The following is a 23,034-nucleotide window of genomic DNA, read 5'->3' on the forward strand; positions in this document are numbered from 1 at the left end:
TATGAAAACGATATTAAGATATAAATGGATGTTATTGATTATAGCGTGTGTTTTTGCGACAGGCTGTAAGAAATTTTTAGACATCAATACCAATCCAACAAACCCTCAAGAGCCCAAGGCCGAGTTTCTGATGGCGCCAATTATTTTCCAAATGGCAAATGGTACAAGTCAAGACTACAGGGTTTTATTTAAAATTACGCAAAACTGGGGGAACCAAGAAGCCTCAGATGTGTGGGAGCGTCATACTTATGCCGCTTCTAGTGATGTAGGTGGGGTTATTTGGAGAATGACTTATGTTAACCTTGGCCTAAACTTAGAAGAGATGATCAAGGACGGCCTAGCAAAGCAGAAATACGAGTTCGTGGGAATTGGATATGCAATTAAAGCTTGGGCTTATCAAATCACTACAGATTATCATGGACCGATTATATTGGACGAGGCTTTTAAACCAAATACACTTTTTTATAAATATCAAGATCAACCTGATGTTTATGCTAAGGTAAGAGAATGGAGCAATTTGGCAATTAAATATCTGAATATGGAAAGCCCAACCAATCAAAGTACATTTTTAAGAGGTGTTACGGGCGACGGTATTTATGGTGGTGATATGAACAAGTGGAAGAAGTTTGTATATGCAAACTTGGCATTGCAGTATAGCCACTTGGTTAATAAAGATAAATTTGTTACCCACTATGCAGATAGCGTAATCAAGTACACAGATTTAGCTTTCGCAAATACTTCAGAAGATCCAACGATATTTTTTACGGCGAGTAATTCATCCGATGGGAATCCTTTTGGCACGCAATACAGCATCATTACCTCAACAGCATATGGTAGGATAGGTCAACCTATAGTTGATTTGTTAACAGGAGGTGTTAGGGGTACAGCTACACCAGACGCTACAAGTTCAATAGATCCTAGGTTAACCCGGATGATTGTTCCTATAGCAGGTGCCAGCGGTATTTACAGAGGAAAAGTAGCTGGAAAAGCCAACTCTGCCTATAATGCTCCACACGCATTAGGAACTTTGCCAAGTGGCGCGGGTGCTACCTATCCAGGTTGGTACATCTTTGCAGATAAAGCCAGATATCCACTAATGAGCTACTCTCAATTACAGTTTGCTAAGGCCGAGGCTTATTTCAAAAAAGGAGATAAGAGTTCCGCACATACTACATATCTTAATGCAATTAGAGCCCATATGGATTTTATCAATACTTATGGTAGAGCTAGTTCTTCACCGGCACCAGTAATAACAGCTGCTGAAATAACCGCTTATATGGGCTCATCAGAAGTTGCTCAAACCCCGAATGATTTAACAATTGCCGACATTATGCAGCAAAAATACATTGCGCAATGGGGTTGGGCAGGTGTAGAACAATGGTGCGATCTGCGCAAGTATCATTACGATCCTGCAGTATTTAAAACCTACTATCAAATGTCCTCAACTGAGTTGGCCGCCGTTAATAATGGTAAGTATGCCTACAGAATAAGACCTCGATATAATTCAGAATATATCTGGAATGAAGCAGAGCTTAATCGTTGGGGAGCTTTAGATGGAGATTATATGACAAAGGAAACTTGGTTTAGTAAACCTGGAGAATAACTTTTTAATAAGAAATCATGAAAAATGGAATTTCAATAATAGTCGCATTTTGTTTCTTCGCCTTATTAATTACAGGGTGTGAGAAAAATCTTATAGACTACGGTGATGTTGTTAAAGTGACAGAAGACCAACCAATAATTAAAATAAACTATGCTTGTCCTTATAGGGACGACAAATTTGTAATTGTTAGATTTAATGGAAAAAGAGTAACCTCAAAAATTCAAAATAGAACCCCATTTCCAGGAGGAGGATATAATACCAGAGGTGACGTTCGTGCAGACTATCTGACCATAGATCCGGGACTGGTGAGGATATCCATAGCAGTGCCATTTAAAAAAGAAAATGGTATGGATTCTGTTGAATTATATGCTGCTAATGTAAACATAGGAAAAGGAAAACGTTATGTTATTCATTTTGCGGATACTTCGGCAAGTACCAAACATTTGCTTACGGAAGAAAATTTCTTGATGCCTGATTCTGGCTATGCTACGTACCGTTTCGTTAATCTTATGCCTAATGTGCCTGCTGTAGATTTGTACTATGGACAAAGTGCTACGGTACATACTCAAGATGTACTGGTTGCACCAAATGTAGGTTACTTAAGTGCCGGAGCATATTTTACACTCAATAGGTATTCTGCACGTACTTGGAAAATAAGGAAAGCCGGGGACCCGGTAACTGCTGCTACTGTACTAGCAAATTACACTAGTGCAAGTACACTGCTGAATCAAAGGACTTATACAGTGTATGCACATGGTTATGCCGGGTTGACCTCAGCAACGGAAAAACCCTATGTCTCTTTCTTCCATATTAGATAGCTTTAAAGCATTAGCAAAATGATGAAATTTTTCGAAATAAAAATGCCATTACCGGGTGCAAGAAGCATCGTTGGCATATTGATATTTGCATTGCTATTTTCATGCAAAAAGTCAAAGAACGAAAATCCTGGCGGAGATACTACAGGTAACCCGCCGGTGGTAGTAGATAATGATCTTACCGAAATAACCAAGGCAATACAGGCTGGTTCAACAGTAATAGACAAATTCGTGTCTGACGAAACAAGTACAGTAGCCGAAGGAGTTACACAAACTCAGATTGTTTTTAATAGAAAAGATGGATTGCCTGTAAAGATGTTTATTTTAAAAGCTGATATGAACAACCCAAAGTTGTCTTTGCAAGCAATGTCTGCATACAACGATTTGATTTGGGGAGTTCAGCGAGTGTCTGAAATGTGTAGAGATAATCAGGCCGCAGGAACTGATATCGTTGCTGCAATAAACGGAGATGTTTTTAATACCTCAACAGGAGAACCAACTACAGTATTCTATGTAAATGGAACAGCTAGAAAAACGGTAACCAATGCAACGCTTACGAGTAGCGGAAAGGTGTTTTTAGCTTATTATAAAGACAGATCGTTAAAAATAGGAGGCAAAGATAGAACTAACGCTTTGCGTAATATCGATTATACTCAAGTAGCTCAAGCTGTTGGAGGCAATAATTGGCTGGTGGATAATGGAGTGAAAACAGTAAGTACCGATGTTAGCGTTGATGCAAGGACGGCTGTTGGTTATACTTCTGGGAAAATTCTTTATGCCCTGGTTGTTGATGGCAGGCAAGCCAAGTATTCTAATGGCCTAACCCTAAATGATACAAGAGACGTGCTGTTTTCTCTTGGGGTGGTTGATGGAATTAGTCTCGATGGAGCTACCTCATCAACATTGGCTATAAAAAATGCAGGCACAAATACCTGGTCTGTCCGAAACTCGCCACCAGCCGAAAGATTGGTAGCAAATGGTTTAGCCTTTGTATTAAGTAAATAAGATTAAAAACGCCAAGCCTTAAAACTTGGCGTTTTTATATCATGCCTTTTTACTGAATTTGATACTTCAAATAAGAGGATTAACGACAAAACCCCGCTATTTCTAGCAGGGGTTTTGTCGTTTTATCGTATTTTTTTCCAGAAAATTATTTTCACCTCAAAATTGATGAGGCTTTTGTGTATATGCGTGAATTTGCGATTTATAGCTTTTTTCTTTTGATAAAAAAACAATGCATATATTTACTATAAGGTTAAGATGCGTGTAAATGCAGTTTTGCCTTGACATTATCAACCAACTATTAACTTAACTAAACAGTTCATGAAAAAAGGATTACTCACGCTATTTCTGTGTTCATTCTTTTTAGCCATTCAAGCAATGGCTCAGCAAAAGACGATTACAGGAAAAGTAACTTCTGCAGATGACGGGATGCCAATACCAGGTGCATCTGTGAAAATCAAAGGAACAAACAATGGAACTCAAACAAGCACCAGTGGAACTTATTCCATTGTGGCAAATCAAGGCGATGTGCTACAGTTCATCTATCTGGGTATGAAAACTGCTGAAAAGGTAGTGGGCACTTCGAACGTTATAGATATTGCCTTGGCCTCTGATAGCCAAGCTTTAGGAGAAGTGGTTGTCACGGCATTAGGTATCAAAAAAGAGAGAAGGGCGGTTGGATATTCGGTATCTGAAGTAAATGCGGAAGAATTGATGAAGAACAAGAACACCAACGTTGTCAATTCATTAGTGGGAAAAGTTCCTGGGGTTAATGTAACGCAATTTGGAGGATCCGCTGGAGCTGGAGCTTCTATTACTATTCGAGGGGGTAATTCTACTTCTGAAGGAAGGCAAAATCAACCGTTGTTTGTAGTAGATGGCATTATCTACGATAACTCAACTTCAAGTACGGGCAATACAGGAACTGATGGATTATCTCGTAGCAATACCACTTACTCTAATAGGGTGATGGATATCAATCCTGAAGATATTGAAAATTTATCAGTGTTAAAGGGTGCAGCAGCAGCAGCATTGTATGGTTCAAGAGCAGCTGATGGTGTAATTATTATTACTACTAAAAAAGGCTCCGAAGGCTCTACAAATGTTAATTATAGTACCAGGTTAAGTACATCTTGGGCTAATAAATTGCCAGAAGTTCAAACTGAATTCGGGGTTGGCTCTTATGCCACAAATGGGGTTTTTGATGATTTGAATTCATATACCTCATGGGGGAAAAAACTGACCTCTGCCAATACTGTTTATGACAACATAGGGACATTTTTTAAAAATGCAGGTGTTTTTGATAATAACATCAATGTTTCTGGAGGATCAAAAAATGGAACATTCTTTTTATCCGCATCTAATTTTGATCAGTCTGGAATTGTTCCTAATACTGGTTATAACAAAACAACTTTTCGTTTAAATGGTCAACAGAAATTTGGAAGATTAACGGTAGACGCTAATATTGCTTATTCCATCGCTGATATGGATAGAACTTTAACCACTGCGGGATTGTACGGTGGAGGTGGCGTAGGAAGTATGGGAGCCCTGTATAATTGGCCAACCATTTTTGATGTTAGAAATTATATCAATATTGATGGAAGTCAATACCGACCGTATGCGGCAACATTAGATTTGCAAAGTGATATGGATAATCCATATTGGATTGTCAATCAAAACGAATTAACTTCCAGGACTAAACGTATTACCGGAGGCATTAGTGCTAACTATAATATAGCAAAATGGTGGGATTTAACTGCTCGTTTAGGTTATGATCAACATACAACAGATGATTATACCTATATCGCACCAGGATCGGCTCTTGCACCCCTATATCAAAATGGACGTTTAAGTAAAAATGATGTAGGTTATTCGTTTTTGACAACTACAGTAATGAATAACTTTCACAAAAAATTTGGCGACTTCGAGACCCATTTGATGTTGGGAGCTACTACTGAGAATACGGAAACCCAAACTCAAAACCACTGGGGATACGGTTTTGTTACTGCAGGAACAATTAGTTTAAATAACATCGCCAATACCAATAAGTTCTTTACCGATAGGTCAACACAAAGACGTTTGTTGGGTGCTTTTGGAGAAGCAGGTGTTTCTTACAAAGGCTTTGCTTATTTAACAGTTACGGGGCGTAACGATTGGTCATCGACATTGCCAATTGAAAATAGATCGTATTTTTATCCTTCTGTAAGTGGTTCGGTAGTATTTACAGAGTTGATGCCTAAAAATGATATTCTTTCTTATGGTAAAATCAGGGCAAGTTGGGCACAAGTAGGTAAGGACGCGAATGTTTATTCTACATTAACTTATGTAAATCCACCTTATATTATTGGTTCATATACTGCGGTTGGAAATCAATATACCGCAGGTAATCCTGTAATTAAGCCAGAAATTCAAAGGTCTTGGGAAATTGGGGGTGAATTTAGGTTCCTTAAAGGGAGAATTGGTTTGGATTATACCTATTACCATAGTCAAACTAAAAATCAAATTGCGCAACCACGCTTGTCAAATGCAGGAGGTTTTATCTTGAGTTCGCTTAATACCGGTTCTGTAATTAATAAAGGTATGGAAGTTGCCCTAAGTGGTAAGCCAATCGATCAAAAAGATTTTACGTGGGATGTAATGCTGAATTTTTCATATAATAAAGGTCGATTAGGGGAGTTCTTGCCGGGAGTATCTTACTTCTATCCAACAGATGCCCAATTTGGAACGGTAAAGGCGGCTTCTATTCCCAATGGTGGTTTTTTCCTTGGGATGACAGGCCAATCTTATTATCGTGAATTAGATGGTAATGGTAAAGAAATTCCTGGCGGACGTTACCAAGTTGATCCAACTACCGGCTTATATAGGGTAAATAACAATAATCCAATTGTAGGTAATCGTGAACCAAGTTTTATCGGAGGTATTAATAATACTTTTCGTTATAAAAAATTATCACTATCGGTATTGTTAGATATCAGAAAAGGTGGCGCAATATTTAACGGTACTGAGTATGCTTTAGTTTCAAATGGTTTAAGTAAGAAGACTTTGCTCAATGATAGGCAGTCGGTAACAGTAACAGGTGTAAATAGCACAACAGGTGCAGACTTTTCACAAACTTATGAAGCTGGCAAGAACTATACCATAGGTGCCACCACTGTTGCTGGAACAGCAATGATTCAACGTTATTGGGCAAATTATGCAGCTAATTCGTATAATTTCATAACAGATGTTAACTGGTTAAAATTAAGGTCCGTAACGTTGTCTTATGATTTTAGCAGTTTGGTTAAACAAGTTAAATTTATTAAAGGGTTGTCTGCTACAGCGGTAGGTACCAATTTGCTAACTTGGACAAACTATAAAGGCATGGACCCAGAAGTAAGTGCTGCTGGTGGAACTGGAGGTTCGGGCTCAACAGGTATAGATTATCTTGGGGTTCCGGCCGTAGCTACCTTTACATTTGGATTAAATGTTAAATTTTAATTAGGACAGCTCATGAAAAAGAATAAATATATCAAAAATATAATGCTAGCCTTGGCGCTGGTAGCTGGTTTAACATCTTGTAAAAAATGGTTGGATGTTAATGATGATAAAGATAACCCAAATAACAAAAGTGTGTTATTGGAAAATAGATTGCCTTGGATACAGCATTTTTACATGTATTCTGCTGGGGTTACCAATTTCCGTACAGCAGCTCAGGCCGGTGTATATTATAGTAACAGTGCCAATACGAATTCGGTAACAACTACATGGAAGCCTGTAGCCGGCCTTACCACAACACCATACCAGACATTTTTTGTAGGTGTTTCTTCAAATCTTATTGATATGTATGACGTTGCTAAAAGCAAAGGGGCGTATCATTATATGGCTGCAGCCAATGTGTTTCATGCTTTGGGATTTATGCAAATGTTAGATCTTTATGGGGAAATGCCTTATACTGATGCGACTTATGGCAATCCTAGCCCGAAATACGATAAAGGTAAAACCATTTATAACGGGTGTATGGCTAAGCTAAATGAGGCGATTAGCTTATTTAGTAAAACGCAGGAAGTGGGAGCGCCAGCTTTAACGCCCGGCGATATGATGCACAAAGGAAATGTAGATAAATGGATTAAATTGTGCTGGGGCCTAAAAGCTAGATATATGCTTAAGCTGTCGAAGAAATCGGATTTGTATAATGCCGATTCAATCTTATATTGCTTGTCAAAAGGGCCACAATCTAATGCCGACAATGCTATCTTGCCAGGTCTTAACAATAGTATGGTTACTGATTATTTAATTGGTGACCCAGTGGTTACCAATGGGAATTTTAATTATGCAGCATATGGAAACAATCAACGTGTTTCCCAATTCTACTATAACTTGTTGACAAATATGCGCGGTACGGGCATTGTAGATCCTAGAATGACTAAAATTGTACCCGCAATGATGACCAATGTGAAATTAGACGGTAACGGAAGGGTTCAAAGCTATGATTGGACCCGTTCTATTGGGGTTGATTCATACGGTCCAGCTACCCGGTTGTTAAAATCTACGGCAACTTCAATTGCTTTACCTTCTTTTGCAACTGCAAATACCAATATTACCTATCCAATTGCTAATGCTACTGATCGCGCAACTTTCATCGCGGATCTTGCGGCAAAAGGAAAAACTTACACGGTTTCAGGAAACAATGTTACAGTAACTTATCGAGCGGGGTCAATGTATATCAATAGTACCAACTATATATTGGCAGGAGACACCGCCTATGTAAATTTGAGAAGTAACGCGATTGCTACTTCAGGAAATCCGGCACAACCTCAAACTGACGTCAATTGGTATGTTAATACGCAAGCATATACCGCAGGTGTTGTTGGTTCAACGGGATCATTTCAAACACGTCCAGTTTCTGATTTTGAAGTTTTAACCTATCATGAGATGTGTTTTATTGAAGCAGAGGTTCAAATGCGTAAAGGAGCTACAGGGGCCGCTCAATTAGCTTATAAAAAGGGAATTGAAGCTCATCTCAATATGATGCAAGCTAAATTGAATGAATGGCAAAGTGTTTATGGAACTACCAATCCTGATATGAAACCAATGAACCAGGCCGATATCACAAGTTATTTAGCGAGTGCTGCGGTGGCCCAAAATGCTGGCGATTTAACCATGCGTGATATCATGTTGCAAAAATATATTGCAATGGGATGTAGTCTAGAGAATTGGAACGATATGCGTCGTTTTAATTATAGTGCAGGTAATATTGGTGGTTTTGGCGTGGTGTATCCAGGATATGATAGAGGTCCGCTATTTACAGGTACGGCAGAATTAACTGGAGGTGCCAAAACAGACCCAAAATATTGGATGCGTCGTTGGAGGCTGCCAGCTACTTTAGAATTACAGTATAACTCAGCAAACGCGCTTGCTGTAAATCCAAATGTAAATCAGTTGTTTATATGGTCTTTGCCAGTGTGGTGGGATTGTGCGACAGATCAGGAATATGAAGGTTATTTGAAGTAACTTTGGAATATAATGGTCATACAAGCAAAAAGCCCCGAATTTTCGGGGCTTTTTGCTTTTTTAGAATATGCTTAATAACAACTCGCAAAAATGGTGAACGAAGGATTGGTGTCGTCAATGGTAAAACTCGTATATCCTGTAGAAGTGGTGACACTGTGGATAAGTGGCGGGTTGCATGAGTTGGTGCCAGCAGAAACAAGTTGGTAATTGCCATAAGGAACCTCTTCTGATCCATAGGTATCTACGGCATTGATGTAATAGTAGGTGTTGGTATCCGTGTTATAAACGGTAGCCTGTCCACCCATCACGGTCATGTAGCTAACTTCTAACGTAACATAGCCGGTACTCATTTTGTTTTTAAAAGATGTCGCCGAAAACAGGAGCGTAATCAGAAATACTTTAATGATTAAATTTTTCATGATGTTTAATTTAGTTAACGATTAATATCAAATTAGTAAATATTTATTTAAAAGACAAGTAGTTATATTGTGGATTGCTTCACTCGCAATGCTGTTGTTCCCTTCAAATGTGTAAAAACAAATAAATTCCCTAACTTTACGCAAAATTCTAATTATGGCAAGTTTTACCCTTACAACTGAGAGCTGGAACAAAGTAAAAACTAAGTTTTTAAGGAAATATCGCGAGTTGGCCGCAGTAGAAATTCCATTTACTCCTGGGCAGGAAGACCAACTGGTACAACAATTGGCCAAGTTAGTAAACAGGGATAATGCCTATATCGAGTTTACCATTCGTAAAGCTTTGGCTGATCCAGACGGAAACAGGCTATAATCATTTCTATTTTATTCTTTTTTAGTAAATTTACTTTTCGCATTCTTTAAAACAACCGGTTTTAAAAAGAGCGCTGTTTAAACATTGGCGATATGAAAAAAGTAAAAATAGCACTTTTGTGCACCGTCCTAGCCGTTACCTCGCTTACCTTAGCCTTTAAGGAAGATTTATTCCAAGTCTCTAAAAACTTGGATGTTTTCGCATCCCTATATAAGGAAATCAATATTAACTATGTAGAGGAAACGAACGCAGGAGAACTGATGAAGAACGGTATCGACGCCATGTTGGGCAGCTTGGATCCTTATACAGAATATGTGCCCGAATCGGAAATTGAAGACTACAAATTAAAATATGTGAGTACGCAGTATGGTGGTATTGGTGCTGGTACATTAACCATTGATGGCAAGCTTTTCGTGAATGAAGTGAGCGAAGGTTACCCTTCTCAAAAGGCAGATATACGCCCGGGCGATCAGATTGTAAAGATTAATGGGGTAGAAACTACCGGTAAACAACGAGCGCAAATTAGCCAGCTGTTAAGAGGACCAAAAGGAACACCTGTTAGCCTTACTTTGCTGAGAGATGGTGCCGTTATTAATAAATCGTTGGTAAGAGAAGAAATTAAACAGCCCAATGTTTCCTATTCTGGTATGTTAGATGAGCAGTTGGGTTATATCCGTTTAGATAAGTTTTTGGAGAACTCTGGACAGGAAGTAAAGGACGCACTGGAAAACATCATGAAACAAAAGCCTAAGGGGCTTATTTTAGATTTGCGTAATAATGGGGGAGGCATCTTACAGGAAGCGGTTAAAATCGTGAATCTTTTTGTCGACAAAAATGTGCTGGTGGTGAGCCAAAAAGGCCGTAATCCAGAGAAAAGCGCAACCTATAAAACCATCGCTCCAGCCATTGCGCCAAACCTTCCCGTAGTGGTTCTAATTAACGCAACTTCAGCATCAGCATCAGAGATTGTTGCGGGTGCCCTGCAGGACCTAGATAGAGCTATTGTGGTGGGCCAGCGCAGTTACGGTAAGGGTTTGGTTCAACAAACCTTTAATTTGCCTTATAACAGCTTAGTAAAGGTTACTGTAGCAAAGTACTATACACCGTCGGGACGATGCATACAGGCATTGGATTATGCCCATAAAAAACAAGATGGTACAGCTGGTAAATTTGCCGATAGTACCTTAAAAGCTTTTGGTACAAAAGCAGGGAGAACGGTATACGATGGAAATGGTATTTTTCCAGATGTAGTGGTAGATCCCGTGAAATATAGCCCTGTTACCCTAACGTTGTTTAACAGAAACTTGTTTTTTGATTATGCCAATGAGTTTAAAAAGGCAAATAAGGTAGTTACAGCAAAGGACTTCCAGATCAGCGATGCTCAGTATAGCCAATTTGTAGCCTCTTTGGCCAATAAGGATTATAGTTATACTTCAAAATCAGAGCGCCTGTTAAATGATTTGAAGGCCGAAGCAGAAAGGGAGAACAAAACTGCGGCAGTTAAAGCAGACCTAGAGGCATTAAAGGTAAAAATGACTGGAGCAAAAAAGAACGATTTGATCAATCATAAGTCCGAGATTAAAAGAGCCTTGGAAACACAGATCATTAGCCGCTATTTTCACGAAAAGGGAAGGATTGAACAATCATTCCAATATGATAATGAGATTGCCAAGGCCAAATCACTGTTTGGTAACCAAAACCAAATGCTGGCTATTTTAAAAGGCGACGGTGCTTATAAAACTATAGGTAGCGCTAAACTATCCGGAAACGAAGAAAATTAGCGTTTAAGGCGATAGTTCCAACAAAAAGGGGCATACAATCTGTATGCCCCTTTTTTATAGTTACTGGAATTAACTAGTAATCCATAGCATGTAATCTTACTTTTAAGCCTTCCATTTCAGGTTTTAGTTGAATTTGGCAAGCTAGTCTCGAGTTAGGCAAAAGATCAGGTAGCGTATCTAGCATAGCATATTCGTCATCACTCATTTCATTTAGCTTTTCCTCTCCCTCAAGCACATCGACACAGCAGGTAGCACATAGCGCCATACCCCCACAGGTAGCCAATACATCGTATTCGCTGGCTTTTAAAAATTCCATTAAACTAAGGCCCATGTCTGTAGGGGCCATCAGATCAGTTACGTTCCCTTCCCTGTCTTCAACGGTAATATTGATATCGCTCATCTTATTGCTCAATATAATTTTTAAAACTCACTCACCCCATTTACGGTGGTATATTTCATCGTGTATTTCACGCCTGGGTTCATGTACTGGTAAGCGCTGTGACTCATCAATGCAGCTTCATGGAAACCACATAAAATCAATTTTAACTTATTCGTATAGGTGTTGATGTCGCCAATAGCATAAACTCCCGGAACATTGGTAGAATAGTCGTCAACATTTACCTCAATAGCGCTTTTGCTAATGTTAAGTCCCCATTGCTCAATTGGTCCCAATTTAGGGCTTAAACCAAATAATGGAATTAAGTGGTCGGCCTCAATACTAATGGTTTCCATGGTTTTGTTGTGGATAATTTCTACTTGTTCCAATTTGCCTTCGCCATGCACAGCATTTAAGTTGCTGTTCAATATCAAGTTGATTTTACCTTTTTCGGCAAGTTCCATTACTTTAGCAACAGAGTCAGGAGCACCTCTAAACGCTTCGCTACGGTGTACCAAGGTCAATTCGCTACAAACCTCTGCTAAGAAAATTGTCCAGTCCAAAGCCGAGTCGCCACCGCCAGCAATTACCATTTTTTGGTCGCGATATTTCTCAGGGTCTAAAATCATATAGTTTACCCCACGGCCATTTTCAAATTTTTCTAATCCGGCAACAGCAGGCTTGCGGGGCTCGAAACATCCTAAACCACCGGCAATTACTACAACTTTGGCTTCAATTACGGTGCCCATGTTAGTAGTTAAAACAAAGTCTGCTTCGCCTCTTTTTTCCAAGCCTTCAATGCGCTCACCAAGGGTAAAACCTGGGTGGAAAGGCTTGGCTTGTTCCATCAAATTATCGATTAGTTCTTGGGCTAATACAGATGGGAAGCCTGGAATATCGTAAATAGGTTTTTTAGGGTATATTTCTGATAGCTGACCGCCAACCTGTGGTAAGTAGTCAATTAAATGACAACGCATCTTTAACAAACCCGCTTCAAAAATTGCAAACAAACCAACTGGCCCAGCGCCTATAATAGCTATATCAGTAGAGATCATATTCTTAAAAATTTGTGCAAAAGTACAAAATTAAGTTTTAAATAATGGCACTTATTTAGATGAATTCTAGATAGAAAGTGAAAAAATCTACTAAATCTATCGGTATTGCATTGTAATGGCCATTTATATTTAGTTTTTTCAAAGAAACGAAGTATTATCGGCAAAACTTAATTATTACTTAAAACTACGCTATCTTTGAAATTTAGATGACCAAGAACATATATTTCGCATCAGATTTCCATTTGGGGTCTCCTAATTACGAGGAGAGTAGGCAGCGTGAGGACCGTATTGTAAGATGGTTGGATTGGATTACGCCTGCTTGCAGCGAACTGTTTTTGATGGGCGATGTGTTTGACTTTTGGTTTGAATATAAATATGTAGTGCCCAAGGGTTTTGTGAGGTTGCAGGGCAAGTTGGCGCAAATGGCTGATAGCGGCATTAAAATCTACTTTTTTAAGGGTAATCATGACATGTGGGTAAGGGATTATTTCACCAAGGAAATAGGGATGCAGATTGTGAGCGATGAACAGGTGATTGAACGTAATGGCAAGAAATTTTACCTGCATCATGGCGACGGCTTAGGCCCGGGAGATAAGAAATATAAGTTTTTAAGAAAGGTTTTTAGAAATCCTGTTTGTCAATGGTTGTTTGGTATTTTGCCAGCTAGCATAGGTATGGGCATTGCTAATCGTTGGTCGGCACATAGCAGGGCGGCCAGTAAAGCTGAAGAGGTTTTTTTAGGGGAAGAGAAGGAGTGGTTGGCCGTGTATGCTAAAGAGCAATTGCTGAAGCAACATTTTGATTATTTTGTGTTTGGGCACCGACACTTGCCCTTGGAAATAAAGCTAAGCGACAGGAGTACTTATATCAATATTGGCGAATGGTTAAACTACCAATCGTATGGGGTATTTGATGGAGAACAACTGAAGCTGGAATATTTTGAGAAATGAAAAGGTTAATTGTTTTATTGCTTAATTGTTTGATTGTTCTGCTGCTGGATAGCGGATCAACACAAGCGCAATTGAAACAGGTTGCTAAAATAGATACCGTTGCCAAAGCAGTTTACGCCGATAACTTAGATAATGTCTACCTACTTTCCGCAAGAGACGAACTTTTGAAATATGATGCCAAAGGGGTATTGAAATGGCGCTATAGCAATAACCGTTTTGGGAAATTGTACAGTGTAGATGTTTCCGACCCGTTGAGAGTAGTACTTTTTTATGCCGATTTTCAACAGGTGGTAGTACTGAACAATAATCTGAACGAGATCACGAGTTATTCTTTTGCCAAGAATGGTAATTTGTTGGTGTCGGCAGTAGCATCTGGGAACAATAATAGTCTGTGGATTTTTGATCGAGCTAGCAATGTGTTGGTCAAGTTGAGCAGTAATTTTACAGAGGATGTTCGTTCGGCAAACCTATTCCAATTGTTTGATGAGGTGATTGATGCGAAGAAATTGGCCGCTTCTGACCAGTATGTGTTTTTGCAACGTCGCAATAATGGTATTCTGCAGTTTGATAGGTTTGGCGGATATGTAAGGGAGTTACCTATAGATAGTTTGACCGATTTTAACATCACGAGTAACGTAATCGCTTACGTGAATGGTCATACGTTGGTGAAATACCATCCGGTCTCTTTTGAACAATCGAAACAGCAACTGCCTGTTAATGGCCCTATTAAGCAAGTGACGGTGGGCAACAAATTAATTGCGGTGTTAACCGAAAAAGCCGTATTTTTGCTGTCCGATAATTAAAGCATGTGATTTATTGCATTGTTTTTGGTTGAATAAACCCGATTGAAGCGGTTGTACTTTTAGCTTAGATAAACCTCATAGGTTTGCTGGGCACATGGCGAGGGAAACCTATGAGGTTTGTGCTGGGGCGTAAAAAGACAAGAGCGTAAAGCGGGGCTTGCTTTGATTATTGTTGGATATTGATTTTCTTAAAAATATATGTTAGATAAGTTAGAAGCCATTAAGTTGCGCTGGGAAGATGTGGAAGAGCAGTTGAGCAATCCTGATGTGATACAGGACATGAAACGTTTTGCTGCGTTGAATAAGGAGTATAAAGACCTCACCAAAATTGTGGAAGAGTACAAAGTGTACAAAAACGTGATGAGCAATATTGAGGCAAACAAAGATATTTTAAGCAACGAGAAGGATCCGGAGATGAGGGAAATGGCGAAAGAGGAGCAGGATTTGCTATTGGTGCAACAGGAGGAAATGGAGGAGCGCATCAGGTTGATGCTAATCCCTAAAGATCCCGAGGATGCTAAAAATGCGGTATTTGAAATTCGTGGTGGTACAGGTGGTGATGAGGCAGCACTTTTTGCTGGTGATCTGTACCGCATGTACACGCGTTATTTTGACACCAAAGGTTGGAAGGTTGAAGTGATGGATGTAACAGAGGGTACTGCTGGTGGTTACAAAGAGGTAATTTTGAAGGTAAGTGGCGATGATGTTTACGGTACGCTGAAATATGAGAGCGGGGTACACCGTGTGCAACGCGTACCTGATACGGAAACTCAGGGCAGGGTACATACTTCGGCAGCTTCGGTGGCGGTATTGCCAGAAGCCGAGGAGGTGGATGTATACATTAATCCTGCGGATGTGGATTTGCAGACTTCACGCTCAGGTGGTGCTGGTGGACAGAACGTAAATAAGGTAGAAACGAAGGTGCAATTAACGCACAGACCTTCGGGCATTGTAGTAGTGTGCCAGGTGGAACGCTCGCAGTTGGCCAACCGTGAGCTGGCAATGGAAATGTTGCGTTCGAAGTTGTATGACTTGGAAGTACAGAAGAAACATGGAGATATTGCAGCAAAACGTAAAACAATGGTATCTACAGGTGACAGGTCGGCCAAGATCAGAACGTACAATTATCCTCAGGGCCGTGTAACCGATCACCGTATTGGTTTAACGTTATACAACTTGCCTGCTATTGTAGATGGCGATATTCAGGAGCTAATCGACAAGCTTCAATTTGCTGAAAATGCAGAGAAAATGAAGGAAGGCGCCGTGAATTAAGAACTACTTCTGTTAATTTATACAAGGCCTCGACATTTGTGTCGGGGCTTTTTGTTTGTTGTTAGGTTGCTTTAAAAAAATAAATAATTGTAAATGAGGTGCTTTTTGTTCGGTGTTAAATTATTTTTAAATTTTGTTGAATAAATGAAATATTCACTCTATATTTGCATCACCAAAACGGAAAACACTTGTTTGACGTTGCGAACGGTTCGGTAGTTCAGCTGGTTAGAATGCCGCCCTGTCACGGCGGAGGTCGCGGGTTCGAGTCCCGTCCGGACCGCAAGAAAGCTTCAACAGAGATGTTGGAGCTTTTTGCTTTTATGGCGTTTTTTTACGCTTGTCACAAAAAAAATTCGAGGATATTGTTTTATGCCCGAGGGGTTTTATGCTCAGAAGGTTATCTTTAGGTCAGCTCTGTTTCTAGAGCTCCCTATATAATTCTGAAAGTTTATCGCCGAATGTTAACAAGTGGTTTTTTGCCTATAGATCTTTTGCTGGGTATCTCTTATAATCTATATCATTTGCGGAGAAGTACCCTTGTGTATTTCCGGAAACATTTCCCTGTACATTAACGGGTACGCTTGAAAAAAGACCGCTCCAATCCGTTTCCATGAATACCCCATATAGGTATTTAGCATAGTTCTCGGAAAGTGAGATTTTATAAATGAAAACACCATCTTCCTTAGCAAGCGAAAATTTTCTTTTCAGATTATTCAGCGGATATAAGGAATTTGGTGATCCTAATAAATGCGTATAACTGTAATATTTCGTCTGATCAAACCTGGAGGGATGCCAAGTTGGGAGATCTTTATAGGAGATATACCATTTGTTTGAATTTAAGTATCCGAAAGTGTGTTTGGGAACGGTAACTTCTACGGTTTTGCTATCTATAGCTCGTGTAGACAAGGGAAGGAAGTCGTCTACAATGTTAACGACCTGTCTCAGTGTATCTACTGCAGTATAGGTTTTCCCATTGTATTTGATAGTCAGCGTATAAGCATTGTTGTAGTTTGGATCATCATTGTTCGTTGCCATATAAACCCCTGGAGTTTTTGTCTCTTTGTAAACCAGATCTACTCTGCCATTGTTTACGACTACAGAAGCTTTACTGATGGGTGTGGGTGCCGAATCTGGATACAGGGCCGGTTTGGTAAGTCTAATATATTGCGCAGCGGTATAAGTGTTAAAACCACCCTCTACTGCTAAATCGTAAGCTCGTCCAGGTTTTAAAAAGCCATTGTTGTCTAAAGCGCTTTTCTTACAGCCAGTCATTGCTGCTATCATGAAAAATACCAATAAATAAACATGAATACGTTTCATAGCTATATTTTAAAACTGTAGGCAATCCACGGGTAAAAACCAAACCCATACTCCGTAGTGCTGCTCCTAGGTTCAAATGATGATGAACTTAGATGGTAATATAATGGGTTTTTTCGATTATATAAATTATATATTCCTATAGAGATGAGATGTCCCATGGCACGTTTGCTACTTATCCTCGATTGTAAACGATATTGTGCGGAGACATCGAGCCGGGTGTAATCTGGAAATCTGGATGTGTTTCGACCTTCAAATATTGGCACATTTAAACCATCATGTTGATAATAGCCAACAGGAAGCGTGAGTGGTCGACCGGTGGTATAAGTGAAAAATGACTGGAAAGAAATTCGCTTGTTGAGCTCAAACCTTGCCGTTAGTTTAAGTTCATTTGGAATGTCGTAATTGGCGACAAAGCGGTTCCCAAAATTGATGTCCTCAATTTTACGAAATGCTCGGGAATAGGTATAGGCCAGCGTACCAGAAAACCTTCCTTCTGTTTTATTCACCTCTAGTTCTAATCCATAAGCCTCAGAGTTTCCGGACCTGAGCTGGTTCCTGATACTAGGGTTGCTAATGATCTGGGTATGGCCAATAAGATCAAGCTGATTGCTTAATTTTTTATAGTAGGCATTTGCCGAAAACACATAGTTTAGCGGTGTATAGCGATAGCCGAGTGAAAAATGATTGGAATGTTGTGGCTTAATATTTACAGAAGCCGGAATATAGGGTTCGAGGGAGGAGAAGGCCAGTGCGCTGTTTTGTACCAGTTGTAGGTATTGATAATTACGGTTGTAAGTGATAAAAATACGCTGGTTTGGCTGCGGTAAATAGCTGATGTTGATCCTTGGCTCTGGATTTATAAAAGTTTTTACAAGATCTTTTTTAATTCTGTTTCCCCGATCATCAAAAAGATTTTGTTGCTCCTGTGCATCTCTGAACATAGATATCCGGAGGCCATAATCTAATTCAAATGATTTGTTTAAACTGATCTGTTGTGAATAATAAAGGGCAGACTCTAGAGATTTTTCTCTTGAAATGTTAAATTCAAATGCTTGTTGTTTATACATTTCACCAGGCATAAACTGGTGATAAATGTTGGATATTCCAAACTTGATCTGGCTTTTGGGACTCCTGTAATAGGTATAATCTGCCTTTAACGTAACTTCCTTAACACCTGTGCTCCACTGACTTTTTTGAGACAGCGTATCGGCATTAAGATCCAGTAGGTTACTGTAATTGCTGTAAATGGCGGATACATTGAGGAATACTTTTGAGTTGAAAATATGGTTCCAGCGCAAGGTAGAGGTTAAGTTTCCCCATTTGTTGGTATAGGAGTTTTCAGATAACAGATTGTCTTTTCCGATGTAAACCGAATAAAAAACACTGTTGTTTTTATTCAGTTTGTAGTTTGCTTTTGCATTGATATCATCATATACCGAATTGGGATTAAACAATTTGAATTTGCGATGAAAGACATCGAGCAAGCTCCGCCTGTAGGCTACAATAAACGAACCCTTATCTTTAACAATAGGCCCTTCGGCTGAAAAGCGGAGTGACATCAAATTGACCCCACCGCTCAGGTGAAACTCTTTACTATTCCCTTCTGTCATCCTGTTTACAATTACGGAAGATAGCCTTCCGCCATAATTCGCAGGCATATAATCCTTATAAACCTGAATGTTGTTTACCACATCCGAATTAAATACAGAAACCAGCCCGTATAGATGTGAGGGATTGTATATGATGGCTTCGTCCAGTAAGATCAGATTCTGGTCTGCATTACCGCCTCGTATAAACAGACCAGAGCTACCCTCGGTTATGGCTTTAATCCCATTCTCCATTTGTAGTCGTTTCATTGGATCTGTCTCCCCTAAATAATAGGAGGCATTGTTTAGCTGCTTAGCTGCAAAGTTCTGTTCATTTAGCAATACGGGATTAGGTGCAGTTGCGGCTTTCGTGATGACTACTTCTTCCAGCGGACGTTCTTTGAGCGACAATTCAACCTGCTCCTGTTTGTTTCTGTCTAAATGGACCTGCTTTCGTTGCGGTTGATAGCCTGTATTGGATATCAGAATTTCGTAATCCCCTTGGGGAATACTGATAGAATAAAACCCATATTGATTAGTTGTAACACCTACCTGTAGCGCAGGAATCTGAACTGCGGCGCCAATCAGTTCTTCGCCGTTATAGCTATCTCTTACGTAACCATGAATAGTCCATGTAGTCTGTTTACCAGGCGTAATTACAATATCGTTGCCTATCAGATTAAACTCCAGTGCTGTGCCAAAAAGCAATCTTTCCAGAATAGTGCTTAATGGGGTCTGTGTAAATCTGAACTCTTTATTTTTTAACTTTCTAAGTTGATCGGGGTCAAAAGCAAAACTGCATTTTGCTTTTAGCTCCAGTTTTTTTAATGAGGTGATTAGGGAATCTGGAGGTAGTGTTATCGTAACGTAGTTTTTTAACGGATTTTTCTGTTGTGCAAAAAGCTTTTCCTGAAAATTCAGTAACAGTAGAAAAAGAATAATTAAAAAATGAAATGGCTTAGTTGTTCGATAAAACATAGGTATCCTTTTCCCTTGTTACTTTGCATTGTAAAGATGCGGAAATAACATTAAGTGCACTATCTAAAGTTTGATAATGTAACCTTGCTGTTAATCTTCTATTTTTTAACGATTCATTGTTGATATGAACAGGTGTTTGATAAACCTGACTAAGCTGTTGAATGGCCTCTCCAATAGGAACATCTTGAAAAATGAATTTCTTGTCTACCCAGGATTTATAATTTTGATTGGTATTGTCTGCCGAACTAAGCTTTTTGGTGGCTATGTTATAGGTTCCAGTTTTGCCTTCGGTAAGTCGTACTTCCATATTTAGGGAAGTATGTTTCAGTGCGACTTCTCCATCTTCAACAATAACCGCTATTTTATTGGGATTTCTGACCACATTAAAACTTGTACCAATATCCTGGGCCTCTAATTCTCCAAGCCCCAAAATAAATTGTGGCCCATTGTGTTCAACCACATGAATAAATACCTCGCCTTCCAGCAGCTCCAGTCTCCTGTTGTTGATGAAATCTTTATCATATTTTACTACCGTAGAAGCATTCAGGCTCAACTCAGTACCATCGGGTAGTTTCAGGCGTGTAATGGCAGCATTTTTGGCAGTGTTCACCACAATGTATCTGTTCTGTAGCATAAAATAATAGCCTACAGATACGATAACCAACACGGCTGCAGCAACTTTATACCATAAACCGATTTTTCTATTGGGTCTGTCTATATTCAGGTTATTGGTTTGGCCGCTAATTTTGCGATCTAACGTTTTCCAGGACAATTCTACATCTTGGCTATTCCTTGTGAGTAGTTTATCCATTCCCAGTTGAATATTGACAAACTCCTGATAAGTTTTTTCATTAGCTTCATTATTTGCCCGCCATTGGTCAAGCAGCTCCTTATTTTCTGAAGTAATGGTCTGGTCAAGGTCATCGATGATCAGGCTGTGTAAAAATTCTTCGCTTGCTTCAAAATCTTTCATCATGATAAAATTAGAGCGTAAAAAATATTTGTGAACATTAATAATGATATGATCACTTGTTTATGTTTTTGCAGATGTTCCCGTAGCTTTTGAAAGCCATAGGTTAAGTGGTTTTTCACCGTTTTAACGGAAATATCCATTTGTGTAGCAATTTCTTGCTGCTTTAATTTGCCAAATCGACTGAGGTACATTACCTGTCGACATTTTTCTGGTAGCATTTCCAGCGCATGCTCCAAATTCTTAAGTAATATTTCATCGGCTTCAATGATGTCGTCGTTTACTATAGCTTCCTCCTGGACAGCAACATACGCCTCCTGTTTTGCATGCGCTATCTTTTCTTTTTTTAGAAAATTTAGCGAGGTGTTCACTACTGACTTAAATAAATAGCTTTTCATTGAATACTGAATATTTAACTGTTCTGCTTTATTCCAAATGGTTATAAATACATCGTGAACGATTTCTTCTGCAATTTGTGTTTGACCAACATATCTGTACGCTACGGCAAACAGTTGTTGATAATATTTTTTATAAAGGGCCTCAAATCCTCGTTTATCATGTTGTGCAATCGCTTTTATCAATTGCAGGTCATTATCTATTGTAAGGTTTGTATCCACTCCGCTCATCGCCATCCTATTGTTGCTTTAAAGTAAGGATCCCTGAAATCTCAGGGCTCAACGCTAAAGTGTTTATAGCTACAAACCAATTCCCTTTCTGCAGATTTCGTTCATTAAGCGGGCTTAGTTCTAAACTACCTTTTAGCGCCATGGTGGTCACTTTTCCCGCCGTCTGCTTATAAATTTCCTTAACCAAAGAACCTGTAGAGCCTTTTGGTCCGTTTCTGAGTGTAATTAGCGTTGGATCTATATTTTTAAATTCCACAGCATAACTCAGTATTTTTGTGCTTTCATCATAATTACCTTTCAGCACTGCTGTGCCATCGGAATTACTATTGGTTCCTTTTTTATCAATTCTGGCCGTAACAATGTAAGTTCTTAACGGTGGCTTTACTTTAGCCTCTTCCGTTACATCCTCTTTTTTCTTACAGCCAGTTATAAAAACCAAAATAAAAAAGACACTAATTTTAATCAGTAGATGCCTATGTAAATTATCCCTCATTATAGCATTTTAAACGGTTGCTAAAATACTAAATTATAGTATATTACAGTTTAGGTTTAAAATTCATTCATTACATCGATTACTTTTTCAATTTCAGTTACTGTATGGCAATAGGAAGCTGGTAAGCTCAAAGTTGTTTGATGAATCAGCTCTGCAATTGGATAGCTTCCTTTTAACTTGTTTTTTAATGCTTTTTGTTGGTGTGGTGGAACCGGATAATGTATCTCTGTTTTAATGTTGTGCTTTAGTAAGTGTGCCCTTAAACGGTCTCTTTCAGGATGCCTTACGGTATAAATATGGTACACATCCTTAAAATCTTGCTGTAACACAGGTTTGATGAAATCGGTTTTTAATCCTTCTTGATAAAGCGTAGCCAGCTTTTGTTTATGTGTATTTATCTCCTCAAGGAAAGGTAGTTTAACCGATAGAAAGCCAGCTTGGATTTCGTCTAACCTGGAATTGATGCCAATGTAATTGTTGTAATATTTTTCATGGCACCCATAGTTCCGTAATGCTTTTATTTTATCAATAGCCAAGCTGTCATTCGAAATCAGTGCTCCTCCGTCTCCCAGTGCGCCCAAGTTTTTTGTAGGGTAAAAGCTAAAGGCCCCGAAATCGCCAAAAGTGCCCACTTGTTTTGTTTTAAAAGTAGCTCCATGTGCCTGTGCACAATCTTCAATTACTTTAAGACGATATTGCGTTGCAACCTTCATGATTGTTTCCATCTCACAACACTTGCCGTAAAGGTGTACAACGATGATGGCCTTGGTTTTAGGTGTAATACTTGCTTCTATTTTTGAAGGGTCGATATTGTATGTATTGATATCAGGTTCTACCAATACGGGAACCAATCCATTATTTAGAATGGCGAGGATGGTTGCGATATAAGTATTTGAGGGAACAATGACTTCTGCACCTTCGGGAAAATCAAAATATCTTAGTGCCAGTATCAGGGCATCCAGTCCGGAGGCTAAACCAGCACAATGCCCGGCACCACAATATTCGGCAAATTGCTTCTCAAAGGTTTTTACTTTATCGCCAAGGATAAACCATCCCTTGTCCAAGCTATCGTCGAAACTTTGGCGATATTGGTCCATAAAGGGCTTGTTTAGCAAATAAAGATTT

General features: G+C 39.2%; 19 protein-coding genes and 1 tRNA gene. 11 read left to right on the forward strand and 9 right to left on the reverse strand.

All coding sequences use genetic code 11. The features are described from left to right. The first annotated feature begins 1 nt into the window (after position 1). From ABDV71_RS03090 to ABDV71_RS03110, 5 genes are all read left to right on the forward strand, one after another. Entirely contained in the window at positions 2-1,603 is a 1,602-nt protein-coding gene (locus tag ABDV71_RS03090; RefSeq protein WP_343530959.1) for a SusD/RagB family nutrient-binding outer membrane lipoprotein, read from the forward strand. Positions 1,604-1,620: 17 nt separating this feature from the next. Beyond that, positions 1,621-2,421 (forward strand): DUF4397 domain-containing protein, encoded by an 801-nt coding sequence (locus ABDV71_RS03095; RefSeq protein WP_343530960.1) that lies wholly within the window; start codon positions 1,621-1,623, stop codon positions 2,419-2,421. Between the two features lie 18 nt (positions 2,422-2,439). Then, a complete protein-coding gene (locus ABDV71_RS03100) occupies positions 2,440-3,423 on the forward strand; it encodes a phosphodiester glycosidase family protein (RefSeq protein ID WP_343530961.1) in 984 nt (327 codons plus the stop codon). A gap of 318 nt (positions 3,424-3,741) precedes the next feature. Beyond that, on the forward strand, positions 3,742-6,897 hold the full coding sequence (locus ABDV71_RS03105; RefSeq protein ID WP_343530962.1) for a SusC/RagA family TonB-linked outer membrane protein: 3,156 nt from the start codon (positions 3,742-3,744) through the stop codon (positions 6,895-6,897). 12 nt (positions 6,898-6,909) lie between these two features. Continuing rightward, entirely contained in the window at positions 6,910-8,910 is a 2,001-nt protein-coding gene (locus tag ABDV71_RS03110) for a SusD/RagB family nutrient-binding outer membrane lipoprotein (protein ID WP_343530963.1), read from the forward strand. A gap of 71 nt (positions 8,911-8,981) precedes the next feature. On the opposite strand, the gene ABDV71_RS03115 is transcribed toward ABDV71_RS03110, so the two are convergent. Then, positions 8,982-9,329, reverse strand: a complete 348-nt coding sequence (locus tag ABDV71_RS03115; RefSeq protein WP_343530964.1) for a hypothetical protein — start codon at positions 9,327-9,329, stop codon at positions 8,982-8,984. A 154-nt stretch (positions 9,330-9,483) separates the two neighbouring features. Here ABDV71_RS03115 and ABDV71_RS03120 point away from each other — a divergent pair, with 154 nt between their 5' ends. Both ABDV71_RS03120 and ABDV71_RS03125 read left to right on the forward strand, forming a co-directional pair. Beyond that, positions 9,484-9,699, forward strand: a complete 216-nt coding sequence (locus ABDV71_RS03120; protein WP_113647703.1) for a hypothetical protein — start codon at positions 9,484-9,486, stop codon at positions 9,697-9,699. Between the two features lie 92 nt (positions 9,700-9,791). After that, complete coding sequence (locus ABDV71_RS03125) at positions 9,792-11,480, forward strand: S41 family peptidase (RefSeq protein WP_343530965.1); 1,689 nt, start codon at positions 9,792-9,794, stop codon at positions 11,478-11,480. A 73-nt stretch (positions 11,481-11,553) separates the two neighbouring features. Here ABDV71_RS03125 and ABDV71_RS03130 read toward each other — a convergent pair whose 3' ends face one another. Further along, entirely contained in the window at positions 11,554-11,880 is a 327-nt protein-coding gene (locus ABDV71_RS03130) for a 2Fe-2S iron-sulfur cluster-binding protein (RefSeq protein WP_343530966.1), read from the reverse strand. Between the two features lie 20 nt (positions 11,881-11,900). Further along, positions 11,901-12,911 (reverse strand): NAD(P)/FAD-dependent oxidoreductase, encoded by a 1,011-nt coding sequence (locus ABDV71_RS03135; RefSeq protein ID WP_343530967.1) that lies wholly within the window; start codon positions 12,909-12,911, stop codon positions 11,901-11,903. Positions 12,912-13,117: 206 nt separating this feature from the next. Between ABDV71_RS03135 and ABDV71_RS03140 the strand changes: the two genes are divergently transcribed. From ABDV71_RS03140 to ABDV71_RS03155, 4 genes are all read left to right on the forward strand, one after another. Further along, positions 13,118-13,861, forward strand: coding sequence for a UDP-2,3-diacylglucosamine diphosphatase (locus tag ABDV71_RS03140; RefSeq protein ID WP_343530968.1), 744 nt, complete (start codon positions 13,118-13,120; stop codon positions 13,859-13,861). Further along, positions 13,858-14,664, forward strand: a complete 807-nt coding sequence (locus tag ABDV71_RS03145) for a hypothetical protein (RefSeq protein ID WP_343530969.1) — start codon at positions 13,858-13,860, stop codon at positions 14,662-14,664. The genes ABDV71_RS03140 and ABDV71_RS03145 overlap by 4 nt, the downstream gene beginning before the upstream one ends. Before the next feature lie 198 nt (positions 14,665-14,862). Beyond that, positions 14,863-15,936, forward strand: coding sequence for a peptide chain release factor 1 (prfA, locus tag ABDV71_RS03150; protein WP_343530970.1), 1,074 nt, complete (start codon positions 14,863-14,865; stop codon positions 15,934-15,936). A gap of 206 nt (positions 15,937-16,142) precedes the next feature. Next, positions 16,143-16,216 (forward strand) — tRNA-Asp (locus tag ABDV71_RS03155). 200 nt (positions 16,217-16,416) lie between these two features. Here ABDV71_RS03155 and ABDV71_RS03160 read toward each other — a convergent pair. From ABDV71_RS03160 to ABDV71_RS03185, 6 genes are read right to left on the reverse strand one after another with little or no spacing between them, the layout of a single operon-like run. Continuing rightward, positions 16,417-17,256, reverse strand: coding sequence for a hypothetical protein (locus ABDV71_RS03160; protein ID WP_343530971.1), 840 nt, complete (start codon positions 17,254-17,256; stop codon positions 16,417-16,419). A gap of 2 nt (positions 17,257-17,258) precedes the next feature. Continuing rightward, on the reverse strand, positions 17,259-19,820 hold the full coding sequence (locus ABDV71_RS03165; protein ID WP_343530972.1) for a TonB-dependent receptor: 2,562 nt from the start codon (positions 19,818-19,820) through the stop codon (positions 17,259-17,261). Beyond that, entirely contained in the window at positions 19,801-20,796 is a 996-nt protein-coding gene (locus ABDV71_RS03170) for a FecR domain-containing protein (protein ID WP_343530973.1), read from the reverse strand. Before ABDV71_RS03170 ends, ABDV71_RS03165 begins: the two co-directional genes overlap by 20 nt. Continuing rightward, positions 20,793-21,416, reverse strand: a complete 624-nt coding sequence (locus tag ABDV71_RS03175) for an RNA polymerase sigma-70 factor (RefSeq protein WP_343530974.1) — start codon at positions 21,414-21,416, stop codon at positions 20,793-20,795. The genes ABDV71_RS03170 and ABDV71_RS03175 overlap by 4 nt, the downstream gene beginning before the upstream one ends. 7 nt (positions 21,417-21,423) lie before the next feature. Beyond that, positions 21,424-21,909 carry a CHRD domain-containing protein gene (locus ABDV71_RS03180; protein ID WP_343530975.1) on the reverse strand — a complete coding sequence of 162 codons (486 nt, stop codon included), beginning with the start codon at positions 21,907-21,909 and terminating at the stop codon, positions 21,424-21,426. A gap of 56 nt (positions 21,910-21,965) precedes the next feature. Next, positions 21,966-23,006 (reverse strand): DegT/DnrJ/EryC1/StrS family aminotransferase, encoded by a 1,041-nt coding sequence (locus ABDV71_RS03185; protein WP_343530976.1) that lies wholly within the window; start codon positions 23,004-23,006, stop codon positions 21,966-21,968. Between the last annotated feature and the right edge of the window lie 28 nt (positions 23,007-23,034).

The organism is Pedobacter sp., from assembly GCF_039594775.1.
In the GTDB taxonomy this organism is placed as follows: Bacteria; Bacteroidota; Bacteroidia; order Sphingobacteriales; family Sphingobacteriaceae; genus Pedobacter.

What these genes read in the sequence shown, in the direction of transcription:
- ABDV71_RS03120 (WP_113647703.1), top strand. Translation starts at nt 9,484, where the DNA reads ATGGCAAGTTTTACCCTTACAACTGAGAGCTGGAACAAAGTAAAAACT.
- ABDV71_RS03185 (WP_343530976.1), bottom strand. Translation starts at nt 23,006, where the DNA reads ATGGACCAATATCGCCAAAGTTTCGACGATAGCTTGGACAAGGGATGG.
- ABDV71_RS03140 (WP_343530968.1), top strand. Translation starts at nt 13,118, where the DNA reads ATGACCAAGAACATATATTTCGCATCAGATTTCCATTTGGGGTCTCCT.
- prfA (WP_343530970.1), top strand. Translation starts at nt 14,863, where the DNA reads ATGTTAGATAAGTTAGAAGCCATTAAGTTGCGCTGGGAAGATGTGGAA.
- ABDV71_RS03135 (WP_343530967.1), bottom strand. Translation starts at nt 12,911, where the DNA reads ATGATCTCTACTGATATAGCTATTATAGGCGCTGGGCCAGTTGGTTTG.
- ABDV71_RS03175 (WP_343530974.1), bottom strand. Translation starts at nt 21,416, where the DNA reads ATGAGCGGAGTGGATACAAACCTTACAATAGATAATGACCTGCAATTG.
- ABDV71_RS03160 (WP_343530971.1), bottom strand. Translation starts at nt 17,256, where the DNA reads ATGAAACGTATTCATGTTTATTTATTGGTATTTTTCATGATAGCAGCA.
- ABDV71_RS03125 (WP_343530965.1), top strand. Translation starts at nt 9,792, where the DNA reads ATGAAAAAAGTAAAAATAGCACTTTTGTGCACCGTCCTAGCCGTTACC.
- ABDV71_RS03105 (WP_343530962.1), top strand. Translation starts at nt 3,742, where the DNA reads ATGAAAAAAGGATTACTCACGCTATTTCTGTGTTCATTCTTTTTAGCC.
- ABDV71_RS03180 (WP_343530975.1), bottom strand. Translation starts at nt 21,909, where the DNA reads ATGAGGGATAATTTACATAGGCATCTACTGATTAAAATTAGTGTCTTT.
- ABDV71_RS03110 (WP_343530963.1), top strand. Translation starts at nt 6,910, where the DNA reads ATGAAAAAGAATAAATATATCAAAAATATAATGCTAGCCTTGGCGCTG.
- ABDV71_RS03170 (WP_343530973.1), bottom strand. Translation starts at nt 20,796, where the DNA reads ATGATGAAAGATTTTGAAGCAAGCGAAGAATTTTTACACAGCCTGATC.
- ABDV71_RS03130 (WP_343530966.1), bottom strand. Translation starts at nt 11,880, where the DNA reads ATGAGCGATATCAATATTACCGTTGAAGACAGGGAAGGGAACGTAACT.
- ABDV71_RS03165 (WP_343530972.1), bottom strand. Translation starts at nt 19,820, where the DNA reads ATGTTTTATCGAACAACTAAGCCATTTCATTTTTTAATTATTCTTTTT.
- ABDV71_RS03115 (WP_343530964.1), bottom strand. Translation starts at nt 9,329, where the DNA reads ATGAAAAATTTAATCATTAAAGTATTTCTGATTACGCTCCTGTTTTCG.
- ABDV71_RS03145 (WP_343530969.1), top strand. Translation starts at nt 13,858, where the DNA reads ATGAAAAGGTTAATTGTTTTATTGCTTAATTGTTTGATTGTTCTGCTG.
- ABDV71_RS03090 (WP_343530959.1), top strand. Translation starts at nt 2, where the DNA reads ATGAAAACGATATTAAGATATAAATGGATGTTATTGATTATAGCGTGT.
- ABDV71_RS03100 (WP_343530961.1), top strand. Translation starts at nt 2,440, where the DNA reads ATGATGAAATTTTTCGAAATAAAAATGCCATTACCGGGTGCAAGAAGC.
- ABDV71_RS03095 (WP_343530960.1), top strand. Translation starts at nt 1,621, where the DNA reads ATGAAAAATGGAATTTCAATAATAGTCGCATTTTGTTTCTTCGCCTTA.